The sequence below is a fragment of the Flavobacterium pasteuri genome (assembly GCF_048286615.1).
Classification (GTDB): Bacteria; Bacteroidota; Bacteroidia; order Flavobacteriales; family Flavobacteriaceae; genus Flavobacterium.
This window is the reverse complement of the sequence record NZ_JBLVPN010000005.1, coordinates 191658-203035: the sequence shown is the minus strand read 5'-3', so window position 1 is coordinate 203035 and position 11378 is coordinate 191658. Positions and strand designations below refer to the sequence as shown.

The 11378-nt window shown below is 34.6% G+C and carries 11 protein-coding genes and 1 tRNA gene; 7 read left to right on the top strand and 5 right to left on the bottom strand.

Translation table 11 applies throughout. From position 1 onward, the window contains the following. Positions 1 to 20 precede the first annotated feature (20 nt). From ACNQF6_RS09490 to ACNQF6_RS09470, 5 genes are read right to left on the bottom strand one after another with little or no spacing between them, the layout of a single operon-like run. A complete protein-coding gene (locus tag ACNQF6_RS09490) occupies positions 21 to 1280 on the bottom strand; it encodes a hemolysin family protein (RefSeq protein ID WP_417965320.1) in 1260 nt (419 codons plus the stop codon). Positions 1281 to 1283: 3 nt separating this feature from the next. Then, positions 1284 to 1478 (bottom strand): hypothetical protein, encoded by a 195-nt coding sequence (locus ACNQF6_RS09485; RefSeq protein WP_417965318.1) that lies wholly within the window; start codon positions 1476 to 1478, stop codon positions 1284 to 1286. Positions 1479 to 1489: 11 nt separating this feature from the next. Continuing rightward, complete coding sequence (gene lptC / locus ACNQF6_RS09480) at positions 1490 to 2044, bottom strand: LPS export ABC transporter periplasmic protein LptC (RefSeq protein WP_417965316.1); 555 nt, start codon at positions 2042 to 2044, stop codon at positions 1490 to 1492. Between the two features lie 47 nt (positions 2045 to 2091). Beyond that, positions 2092 to 3342, bottom strand: coding sequence for a BamG family beta-barrel-assembly machinery protein (locus ACNQF6_RS09475; RefSeq protein ID WP_417965314.1), 1251 nt, complete (start codon positions 3340 to 3342; stop codon positions 2092 to 2094). Continuing rightward, positions 3335 to 4069 carry a type III pantothenate kinase gene (locus tag ACNQF6_RS09470; RefSeq protein ID WP_417965312.1) on the bottom strand — a complete coding sequence of 245 codons (735 nt, stop codon included), beginning with the start codon at positions 4067 to 4069 and terminating at the stop codon, positions 3335 to 3337. The genes ACNQF6_RS09475 and ACNQF6_RS09470 overlap by 8 nt, the downstream gene beginning before the upstream one ends. 98 nt (positions 4070 to 4167) lie before the next feature. Here ACNQF6_RS09470 and ACNQF6_RS09465 point away from each other — a divergent pair. The 7 genes from ACNQF6_RS09465 (at position 4168) to ACNQF6_RS09435 (ending at position 11130) form a co-directional block, all read left to right on the top strand. Continuing rightward, positions 4168 to 4240: transfer RNA gene (locus ACNQF6_RS09465), tRNA-Phe, on the top strand. A 51-nt stretch (positions 4241 to 4291) separates the two neighbouring features. Next, complete coding sequence (locus ACNQF6_RS09460) at positions 4292 to 4528, top strand: GIY-YIG nuclease family protein (protein WP_417965311.1); 237 nt, start codon at positions 4292 to 4294, stop codon at positions 4526 to 4528. A gap of 397 nt (positions 4529 to 4925) precedes the next feature. Then, positions 4926 to 7433, top strand: coding sequence for a nitrite reductase large subunit NirB (gene nirB / locus ACNQF6_RS09455; RefSeq protein WP_417965309.1), 2508 nt, complete (start codon positions 4926 to 4928; stop codon positions 7431 to 7433). A gap of 118 nt (positions 7434 to 7551) precedes the next feature. Then, positions 7552 to 7929: a nitrite reductase small subunit NirD gene (nirD, locus tag ACNQF6_RS09450; RefSeq protein ID WP_417965307.1), complete on the top strand. Its 378-nt coding sequence runs from the start codon at positions 7552 to 7554 to the stop codon at positions 7927 to 7929. A gap of 29 nt (positions 7930 to 7958) precedes the next feature. After that, on the top strand, positions 7959 to 8546 hold the full coding sequence (locus tag ACNQF6_RS09445; protein ID WP_417965305.1) for a DUF4202 domain-containing protein: 588 nt from the start codon (positions 7959 to 7961) through the stop codon (positions 8544 to 8546). Positions 8547 to 8558: 12 nt separating this feature from the next. After that, positions 8559 to 10367, top strand: coding sequence for a sensor histidine kinase (locus ACNQF6_RS09440; RefSeq protein WP_417965303.1), 1809 nt, complete (start codon positions 8559 to 8561; stop codon positions 10365 to 10367). A gap of 103 nt (positions 10368 to 10470) precedes the next feature. Then, positions 10471 to 11130, top strand: coding sequence for a response regulator (locus ACNQF6_RS09435; protein ID WP_305627439.1), 660 nt, complete (start codon positions 10471 to 10473; stop codon positions 11128 to 11130). The last annotated feature ends 248 nt before the right edge of the window (positions 11131 to 11378 follow it).

Here is an 11378-nt window from a genome sequence, read left to right as displayed (position 1 = left end):
TTTTATTTTCCTAAAAAAAATCAGTCTTGTACGGTCATTTTTACTAATTCTATTTTCTTATTTGTGGCTTCTTCAATTATAAAATGATAATTGCCTATAGAAATCGCATCGCCTTTTTGAGGGATTTCTTTTGTAAAATCGACAATAAAACCGCCAAGTGTTCCGTAAGAATCATTTTCAGGAATAGCCAATTTATAGGTGTCGTTTAAGTATTCTACATCAAAACGAGTTGAAAAAACAAAAACTCTGTCCCCTAATTCTTTTTCTATCAATTCTTCGTCTGAATCGTGTTCGTCTTCAATTTCGCCAAAAAGCTCTTCTACAATATCTTCTATGGTAATAATTCCTGACGTTCCTCCGTACTCATCTAACACTACTGCGACACTTTTTCGCTTTTTAGTAAGCAAATTCATGGCGTCTTTTATGAATATTGTCTCCGGAACAAACTCAACCGAAATCACAATTTCCTTGATCTTATTTGGTTTTTTAAACAAATCAAACGAATGTACATAACCAATAATATCGTCCAGTGAATTTTGGTAAACCACAATCTTAGAATAACCCGTTTCGATGAATAATTCCTTGAGATTTTCTATTGAGTCAAACACCTCAACTGCAATAATTTCGGTTCGGGGACTCATCACATCTCTGGCTTTCACACCGGAAAACTCTAATGCGTTTTGAAACATTAATATTTCACAATCCACCATTTCATTATCCTCAACACTACTCATTTGTTCGGTAATGTAATTCCCAAGTTCTATTTTACTGAAATACAACTGAATATTATCCCCTTCCGTTTTGAAGAATTTCTTCAAAATAAAATCAGAAATTCCAATAAAAAAAGTAGAAATAAAATAGAAAAACTTATAATAAACATACGCCGGAACTGCAAAAATCTTAATTAATGAGTTGGCATAGATTTGAAAAAAAACTTTAGGAAGAAACTCGGCAGTGATCAAAATCACTAGTGTCGAAACCAGAATTTGAAGCAGTAAACTGAACCAATCCGACAAATGATATCCTAAACCCGCAAACCTGCGTAATAACAGTTCGCCCATAAAAAAACCATACACCACCATCGCTATAGTATTACCAATAAGCATGGTTACTATAAAGTTAGTTGGTTTTTCAGTAAGCTTAGTAAGTATTTTTGAAACGAAATTATCTTGCTTTTTTTCAATTTCAAGATAAATTTTATTTGAAGAGACAAAGGCTATCTCCATTCCTGAAAAAAAAGCACTTAGTATTAGACACAATATGATAATACTAGCTTCCATTAATTAGGATTTTTTGTTTCGGTCATCAAATTTTTTGGCAAATTTTCTCCTAAAGAAAAACATAAAAATAGCCAATCCTGCAATCATGAAACTCAACCAAAACGTTCCTTCGGGCTCATTTAATTTAGTGACACCATCGTAAATGAAATATGCTCCAAAAACAAGGTAAACGTATTGTGTATATTTTAGGTAATTCATAATGTATTGTATTAATCGGCAGATTCTATTTCGCCAGTTATTTTTTGAGAATTAATCACTTTGAAATCTTTGCTAAAATCGATTCCTTGTCCATTTGAAGTTCCTTTTGGATCCGATAATTTAAACTTTCTTTCCGTAAAGAACCATTCGTTTTTTTGATCAAAATACAATTGCTCGGTTTCTAAGGTCTGACCATCTTCGGTGAAAATTTTTACTTTTCCTTGCAAATCAATAATATTTGTGCCTTTATACGAAATAGCATAATTAGACTTGATAAAGGTTTTCTTCGCTTTTTTATCGAATAAAGTAACATCGATTCCTTTTGGAAATTCCGTAAAAGGAAAGTCAACACTGGAGTAATCCAACATTTTAGTACTTACAAGAATTGCCGTAATTCGCCCGGAATCAGTGTATTTCACATTTACCAAATCAGTGTCACTACTAGGAATAAATTCTGAAAAATTAATCTTCTGAATTTCCTTAAAATTACTTTCGCAACCAAAAAACAGTGTCACAGCAAAAACTGTGACAACTGATTTAATATACTTTTTTTTGACTACAGTCATACGCTGAACTTGGCGAAGAAATTTGGCAATAGTACCAATTCTTGTTTTTAGTTGAATTTTCGTTTTTCAAACCATTTGTCATTAAGTGAAAAACTCACACTTAAGTTTGCATAGTTCTCCTGAACAAGATTTGCTTTTGTAGTTCCTTTTTTTCCTAATTCGAAACCAAAGTTCACATTTGAGAAACTACCCGTTATCGGAAGTCCCAAACCAAAAGTCACACCCATATCATTTATCGATTCAGAGTTGATTACCAATCCTGTTTTTTCATATTTAATACCAGCTCTGTATACAATTCTTTTTGTATAACTAGAAAACGAATTGTAATTAGGAATGTAATATCCTCCTAAACTAACGCTTCCATATTTTCCATACCCAACATTAGCTTCATCATTATATTCATTTGCCTGACCCGAAGTTTTACCGTAAGAAATATTACCGCCAACAAGCCATTTTTTAGCCTCACCAATACCTCCGCTTAACGATATTTTACTTGGCATTGTTATACTTGCCTCTGTTTTAACATCATCAAGAGCATCAACAACAGCCAAATCAAAATTTGAATTATAGATTACTGTCGAAATGTTTCTAGTATTTTTAGACGTTAAAGAACTTTCCAAGGAATACGTTAAACTACTAAAAACAGATATTTTTTTATATATTTTGGTTTGATACATCATTCCAAGATTAAAATTCACTCCTGATAAATCTGCTGAATTTAATTCGCGTGTCCCAATAGGAACTCCAGTAATAAACTCAAGACTATTGGTTTCAATTTTTCCAAAATTATAATTCACATCGGCACCAATGTTAAAATTAGGGGCAATTTTATATGCTACACCCAAAAAAGCTTTATTCAAACCACCTGAGCCGTTAAAACGTTTGTTGTTTTCTGTTCCAGTTTCTGAAATAGATTCAATTTTATACCCAACTGAAGAATATGGAATCAATCCAAAACCTAATCCAAACTTACCCAAAGGCAAACCAACAGCTAGGTAATCCAAAGTAGTTCTTCTGGCATTAGCTGATTCAGTACTATTTTTTAAAGTTGTAGTCCCGTAAGTTCCTCCTAAAGTAAAAGTTGTCAGTTTAAGATTTGCGTAACTGGCTGGGTTTTGTAAGTTTATGTGAATACTATCCTGTTCAACAGCTACACCTGCCATAGAGCGGTTTTCAAGCGTTCCTTTGAATCTTACATCCCCAATTCCGTAGAAAGAATATGGAGAAGATGTTCCTTCTTGAGCAAAAGACACTAATGATAAAAGCAAACAGGCGCTTATTATAATTTTTTTAATCATTTTTGATTTTATATTGAAATGTTTGATTCAAACTTTCCAGAAGAAAATTTGAATTGGCAAATATGGTATTTTTTAATCGTTTAGCCAAAAAATCTGTGTCGCCACCCGTTAAAATTATTATAAAATTTGAATACCTTGCTTTATATTCATCGATAAAACCGTCAATCTCATAGACGAAACCGTTCACCACGCCAGAATGAATCGATTCAGAAGTGGAAGTTCCAATGAAATCTTTTGGACTTTCTAATGATAACAAAGGAAGTTTGGCCGTAAAATTATGTAACGCTTCGTAGCGCAATCGCAATCCTGGCGCAATGGCTCCGCCCAAATAATTATTCTCTTCATCAATAAAATCGTACGTAACACACGTTCCAGCATCAATAACCAACCGATTCTGATTTGGAAACTGAAGCGTTGCTCCTGCAGCAAGAACCATCCGGTCAATTCCCAAAGTTTTAGGAGTCGCATAGCAATTTTGGAACGGAAAAGGATCTTCATGAGACAGGAAATGCACATTGAGCACTTCATTATAGACTAAAAAAGACTGTTTTTCGACATCTCCTACAGAGGAAACGACCAAATCAGTTATTTTTTCAAAATTTTTTAAAATATTTTCAATATTTTTTTGAAGTTCTATTTTAGAAAAAACAAAAATTTCAAAAAGGGTAGCATCCTCAAAGACAGCTGCTTTAATTCTGGTATTTCCAACATCGATAACTAAAATCATAATTTGGTTTTTGATGTTGCGAAGGTACGAATTGATTTTTTTTAAAAAATGTTTTGGATAAACTAAAAATCATTCTATATTTGCACCCGCAATAGCGAGGTACCTTAGCTCAGATGGTAGAGCAATGGACTGAAAATCCATGTGTCCCTGGTTCGATCCCTGGAGGTACCACAAAACCCGAATAGAAATATTCGGGTTTTTTGTTTAACATCATTTCTAAAGATGCATTATCTCTATATTCTTTATTCAAAATCCACAACTAAATATTATGTTGGCGAAACACATAATATTGAAGAGAGACTAATAAAACACAATCAACACACCTATTCTGGATCATTTACAAAAATCGCTAATGACTGGGATTTAACCCTCCTTTTTAATTGTTCAAACAAAGAAGAGGCTATTTTTCTTGAAAGATTTATCAAGAAAATGAAAAGCAGAATTTTTATCGAAAAATAATCAAAAACCCTTCTATTCTTGAAGACATTTTATCCAAAAAATAATCCATGCATCCCTGGTTCTCCCGAAGCCTCGGGACTGGAGGTACCACAAAACCCGAATAGTCCCGAAGCTTCGGGATTCGGGTTTTTTGTTTTTAGACAATTCCCAACCAGATACTCCTTTTAGCTACCAGCACTAAACATCTCCGACTCATTTCCCACAAAATATAACGATTTTAAAATTCTGCCAAAAGCTGAAATCATTCCTAATGTTCTAATTATTTAAAAGAATAATAAGACAAAAACCACCTCTATCCCCTTTTTTAAAATTACTTAGAATAAAAAAATTTAAATTAAGTATTTAAATATAAGTATTAATACTTATATTTGCGTAATAATACTTAATTAATTAGATTATGATTAAAGTAATAGTAGTCGGAAACGGCATGGTAGGTTACAAATTTTGCGAAAAATTCATTGCAAAATCAGGACATGAAGAATACCAAATCACCGTATTTGGAGAAGAGCCAAGACGCGCATACGACAGAGTTCACCTAAGTGAATACTTTGCAGGAAAAAGCGCTGACGACTTATCATTATCAACATCAAACTGGTATGAAGAGCATAACATTACCCTAAACACCTCTGAATTAATTACCGATATCAATAGAGAGCAAAAAACAATACATACCCATTTAGAAAAAACACATACTTACGACTACTTAGTTCTAGCAACTGGTTCAGCCGCTTTTGTGCCACCTATTGAAGGAGTAGAAAAAGAAGGCGTTTTTGTATACAGAACCATTGAAGATCTGGATGCAATCATGGCTTACGCAAAAAAAATAAAACGAAATGGCGCTACTGAAGCTGCCGTTCTGGGTGGCGGATTATTAGGATTAGAAGCTGCTAAGGCTGTATATGATTTAGGATTAAATCCTCACGTAGTCGAATTTGCTCCTCGATTGATGCCAAGACAATTGGACAAAGGCGCCAGTGACATGCTGCAATCAAAAATCGAGGAACTAAATATCAGCATTCACCTTAACAAATCAACACAATATATTGCTGGAGAGCATGCTATCACAGGAATGATGTTTGAAGGAGACGATTTACTTAAAGTAGACATGTTGGTAATTTCTGCTGGTATTAAACCACGTGATGAACTAGGAAGGGTTTCCGGACTGGAAGTGGGTGTACGTGGAGGAATTGTGGTAAATAACCAAATGCAATCTTCAGACCCTTTTATCTATGCTATAGGCGAAGTGGCACTTTACAATCATATGATTTATGGTCTTGTAGCCCCTGGATATGAAATGGCCGATGTTGCCGCTGAACAAATACTGAAAGGAGCAAAAACTATGAGAGACACCATCGACATGTCGACACAATTAAAATTAATTGGCGTTGAAGTGGCGAGTTTTGGAGATCCATTTATAGAAAATGAAGAAGTGACCGCAATTGTTTACGAAAACAAATTAAGCGGAATTTATAAAAGAATCAACGTTACTAAAGATTCCAAAACCTTATTGGGCGGAATTTTAGTAGGCGATTCCAGTGATTACAATGCATTATTCCAAATTTACAGCAATGCCATGCCGTTACCAAAAAACCCGGAAGATTTGATTCTTGGTTCGAGAGGTGGCGAAGCATCTACTTTTGGGAGTGCAATGGATTTACCGGATACTGCTGTAATCTGCTCTTGTGAAAATGTAACCAAAGGCGCAATTTGCTGCTCTATCGTTGATGAAACTTGCGCTACTTTTGGAGATGTAGTAAAACACACTAAAGCAACAACGGGTTGTGGCGGATGCAAACCGATGGTTGTTGACCTAGTAAAAGAAACTCAAAAGTCATTAGGAAAGGAAGTCAAAGATGTTATTTGCGAGCACTTTGCATATAACAGACAAGAATTATACGACATCGTAAAAATCAATAAATTCACGAACCACGACGAAGTGTTAGGAGTTGTAGGAAAAGGAGATGGATGTGAAGTTTGTAAACCCCTCATCTCTTCCATATTTTCCAGTATTTATAATGACACTGCTAACAAACACGTTACTGCACAAGATTCTAATGACCGATTCCTCGCGAATATACAACGTAACGGAACCTACTCTGTAGTGCCAAGAATTGCCGGTGGAGAAATAACTGCAGACAAACTTATCGTTATCGGTGAAGTGGCCAAAGAATACAATTTGTACACTAAAATTACCGGAGGGCAACGCATCGATTTATTTGGGGCGCAACTAAATGATTTACCTAAAATTTGGAAAACTCTAATTGACAATGGTTTCGAAAGCGGTCATGCGTATGGAAAATCACTGCGTACTGTAAAAAGTTGTGTAGGTAACGCTTGGTGTCGCTACGGAATGGACGAAAGTGCCGGTTTTGCTATCGAATTAGAAAACAGATACAAAGGACTTCGTTCGCCTCATAAAATAAAAGGTGGTGTTTCTGCTTGTATTCGCGAATGCGCCGAAGCCAGAGGAAAAGATTTCGGATTAATCGCAGTTGAAGGCGGATGGAACTTATACATCTGCGGAAACGGTGGTGCAAATCCTAAACATGCCGTATTATTGGCTGAACAAATTGATAGAGAGACCTGCATCAAATACTTAGATCGTTTCTTGATGTTTTACATCCGTACAGCGGGTCCATTAGTGCGAACTTCTACTTGGCTGGAAAAACTGGAAGGCGGATTAGATTATCTAAAAGAAGTAGTTATCGATGACAGTCTAGGAATTGTAGAAGCATTAGAAACCGAAATGCAAGGTTTGGTAGATACTTTCGAATGTGAATGGAAACAAGCCATTGAAAATCCTGAAATGATGAAACGTTTTAGCCATTTCACTAATTCTGACGAAGCCGATGACAACATTGTTTTTGTACCGTTAAGAGATCAAAAAATGCCTAAATCTTGGTAATCACTCATTTTAAAATAAAAACAACTACTACCAAATAAACAACTAATTAACTGTTTTTAGCCTTTGATTCCTCTCCTTTTGAGAGGACTGGGGTGAGGAAAATTAAAAGATTATTCAAATGGAAAACATTCTAAATCAATACGAAACCGTAAATTTAAACGAAGTAAAAGTATGGTTCAAAGCAGGGAAAACAGCTGATTTTCCCAGCAATGGTGGCGGTTGCATCAAATACAAAAACAAACAAATCGCTATTATAAAATTTGACCGTAGAAACGAATGGTACGCTTGCCAAAACTTATGTCCACACAAAATGGAAATGGTACTTTCCAGAGGAATGATTGGTTCTGTTGATGATATTCCTAAAATTGCCTGTCCAATGCACAAGAAAACATTTTCTCTTGTAGACGGATCAAATTTGAATGGAGATGATTTAAAAATTGCCACCTATCCGGTAAAAATTGTTGAAAATGAGGTCTTCGTAGGCTTTTTGGAATAATTATGTATCTTTGATTTTTAACTTTTCAAATGACAACAACTCCATTTCAAAACGCCAGCGCATGGATTGATGCAGAAAATGCACAAGATCCAAATCACGAAATCTATCAATCCGTTTCTCATCCAAAGGAGCTATTGTATTCTAACCGAATGTACGAAAGGCTTATGGATTTTTATCCAAATGCATCCGAAGCCGTTCAGATTGCTTCCAAAGCACAACACATTTGCCGATGGAAAGTAACCCGGGAATCCTACCCAATGGACCGTGTGGGGTATTTGAAATGGCGCGAAGATTTGAAAAAATTTCATGCTAAAACTACGGCTGCAATTTTAGAAAAAGCAGGATATTCTTCAGCATTTATTGCACGGGTTTCTTTTTTAATCGAAAAAAAATTACTCAAAAAAGATACCGAAACGCAACTCCTCGAAGACGTAATTTGCCTGGTATTTCTGGAATACTATTTAGACCCTTTTGTGCACAAACATGATAGAGAAAAACTGAAAAATATCATTCTGAAAACTTGGAATAAAATGTCCGAAAAAGGACATCAGGAAGCACTAAAAATCAACTTTAGCACAACAAACTTTCAATTGATAAAAGAGGCTCTTGGATTGTAATTCGATTTCTTTATGAAAAACAAAGTGGCAACATCCATAGATACCATTTCATTCAAAAACTTAAGGCGATTGTATTTATTCGCCTTATTGACGATTGCAATAACGGTACTATTGAGCCAGCTTTTGATACAATACAACCTCAACAGTCAGCGAAGCGATTCTCGAATAATCAACATTTCCGGAAAACAAAGAATGTTGAGCCAGAAATTGACAAAGGAAATTTTGATTCTGAATTTTATAACGGACACTTCCAAAAGCAAGCAGGAAATCATCCGAATCAATGAAATAATCTCACTCTGGAAATTCAACCATAATGCTTTGGAAAAAGGAAATGACAGCCTTGGTTTCCCAAAAGAAAAAAGCCCCGCACTCACTAAATTATTTGTAGCTATCAAACCCAATTTTGATACTATACTTAATGCTGCAACCCGACTTTTAGAAAACAAAAAATCACATACAAAAGAACAGGAGAATCAAAAATTAGTTCAAACTATTCTTGAAAACGAAAGTATTTTCCTTTCGAAAATGAATGAAATTGTTGGTGAATATGATAAAGAAGCCCTCGAAAAAGTAACGTTGCAAAGCAAAACGGAATATGCAATTTTACTGTTTACACTCTTGGTTTTGCTATTGGAATTCATTTTTATTTTCAAACCAACCAACAAAAAAGTAGAGACACTTATTTTTAAACTTTTGTTCTCCGAAAAAAAGGCTTTGAAACTCGCCCACGATACCGAAATCATAAGCGAGATAAAAGAAAACTCCGTCAAAGAATTGAAATCACTCAATTATGCGATGGAAAACACCTTGCTCTATTGTCGCGTTTCACCCGATGGAAAACTGATACACATTGGAGAAAAATTCTCTAAACTACTGCAATACAATCCCTTTATTTCTGACAAAACGTTCTCTCAAGTCGTAACTCCCATAGAGAAAGAACAAATCGGTATTGACCGGATTATTGCTGAAAAACAGCGAAGTGGCTGGCAGGGGGAAATCAACATTACTAATAGAAACGGGGAATCGATTTGGCTGGACTTATCAATGGTTCCGGTAACCATAAAAAAAGAAGAATCCGAATTATTGATTATCTGTTTTGATATTACTGAACGTAAAAAAGCAGAACAGGAAGTCGAGCGATTGAATACTGAAAATGTAACCGACAAAATCAATCAGCAGAAGGTTATTTCGAGTAAAATTGTCGAAAACCAGGAAAATGAACAAAACAGAATTGCACGAGAAATCCACGACGGAATTGGGCAAATGCTCACCGGATTAAAATTCAGTTTGGAAAGCATTAATCTGGACGACAAAGAAAAAGCAGCCCAGAAAATTGAATACCTCAAAAAACTGTCTTTGGATATTATAAAAGGTGTTCGCACCGCCACATTCAACTTAATGCCACCGGAATTAAGCGACCACGGAATAAATTCTGCGCTTGCAAAACTTACTCAAGAATTATCAAAACTGACCGGAAAAAATATTCTTTTTTACAACAAAACTAATTTTGATAAACGCCTAGATTCTTTAATTGAAATAAACATTTACAGACTTACGCAGGAAGCCATAAACAATGCAATTAAGTATGCCGATTCCTCTCATATTATAGTCCAACTTTCACATAGTAGTTCTATTTTGAGCATTACAATAGACGACAACGGAAAAGGTTTTGACATTGAAACGGCAGAAAAAAAGCGAAACAGCGAGTCTGGAATGGGATTGCTTTTTATGAAAGAAAGAATACAATATATTAATGGTCGTGTTTTCTTTAACTCCATTCCTGGTGAAGGAACCCGAATCACCTTCAATATTCCCATATAAAAGATAAATTTTAGAATTTGGACTTTATTTTTAAGAATTACGTATCTTAGCCTTCCTTTTAGGTTTTTATACGTAAAAATTAGATTTTAAAATTAAGTAAATTATGAGTAATACTATTCGAGTTGTATTGGCAGATGACCATGTATTTGTGAGAGACGGAATCAAATCATTATTGGAAAACGAAGCAAATATAGAAGTTGTCGGCGAAGCGACCGACGGTCTCGAAGCATTGAAAATAGTAGAAAGCTGCAAACCTGATTTATTAATTTTAGACATTCGTATGCCTAATATGACAGGAATTGAAGTTGTCGAAAAACTACGAAGTCAAAATAATTTGGTAAAAATTGTTATGCTGTCCATGCATGAGTCAGAGGAATACGTTTTAAAATCAATCAAAGCCGGAGCCGATGGATACTTACTAAAAGGATCTAGTAAAGAAGAATTCCTCAAGGCATTACAGACTATTGCTAATGGCGGAAAATATTTCAGCGGCGATATTTCATCCATATTAATTGGACAACTGAACAACTCCACTTCTATTCAGGAATCAAAACCAATGCCCGACGAAGAGCAGTTGATTACCAAAAGAGAACGAGAAATTCTTAAACTTTTATTGTCAGGCAAAGGAAACAAAGAAATTGCCGAAGCTTTAGATATCAGCAAAAGAACTGCCGAAGTACATCGTTTTAATTTGATGAAAAAATTAAAAGTCAAAAACTTAATGGAACTTTCCAATAAAGCCAACGAGTATTCCTTGATATAAGTATAATTCTAAAAACACTTATTTTTTAAGAATACGTATGCTGTTTTCTTTATTTGTTGATTAAAACAATCCAATTTCCATATTTGAAAACTATTTCTGAGGCAATCCAAACTGTTTTTAACCCTAAAAAGAAAGACTTGTTTGAGGATTTTATAATATATAGATTCAATTATAACTATTTAGAAATAAATGAATCTAATTTTAAAATATTCATATAAATACGTATTTTTACGTATAATTTATTTAAA

Excerpts from the sequence above, each read along its gene's own strand:
- ACNQF6_RS09490 (WP_417965320.1), bottom strand. The coding sequence starts at position 1,280 with ATGGAAGCTAGTATTATCATATTGTGTCTAATACTAAGTGCTTTTTTT.
- ACNQF6_RS09485 (WP_417965318.1), bottom strand. The coding sequence starts at position 1,478 with ATGAATTACCTAAAATATACACAATACGTTTACCTTGTTTTTGGAGCA.
- lptC (WP_417965316.1), bottom strand. The coding sequence starts at position 2,044 with ATGACTGTAGTCAAAAAAAAGTATATTAAATCAGTTGTCACAGTTTTT.
- ACNQF6_RS09475 (WP_417965314.1), bottom strand. The coding sequence starts at position 3,342 with ATGATTAAAAAAATTATAATAAGCGCCTGTTTGCTTTTATCATTAGTG.
- ACNQF6_RS09470 (WP_417965312.1), bottom strand. The coding sequence starts at position 4,069 with ATGATTTTAGTTATCGATGTTGGAAATACCAGAATTAAAGCAGCTGTC.
- ACNQF6_RS09460 (WP_417965311.1), top strand. The coding sequence starts at position 4,292 with ATGCATTATCTCTATATTCTTTATTCAAAATCCACAACTAAATATTAT.
- nirB (WP_417965309.1), top strand. The coding sequence starts at position 4,926 with ATGATTAAAGTAATAGTAGTCGGAAACGGCATGGTAGGTTACAAATTT.
- nirD (WP_417965307.1), top strand. The coding sequence starts at position 7,552 with ATGGAAAACATTCTAAATCAATACGAAACCGTAAATTTAAACGAAGTA.
- ACNQF6_RS09445 (WP_417965305.1), top strand. The coding sequence starts at position 7,959 with ATGACAACAACTCCATTTCAAAACGCCAGCGCATGGATTGATGCAGAA.
- ACNQF6_RS09440 (WP_417965303.1), top strand. The coding sequence starts at position 8,559 with ATGAAAAACAAAGTGGCAACATCCATAGATACCATTTCATTCAAAAAC.
- ACNQF6_RS09435 (WP_305627439.1), top strand. The coding sequence starts at position 10,471 with ATGAGTAATACTATTCGAGTTGTATTGGCAGATGACCATGTATTTGTG.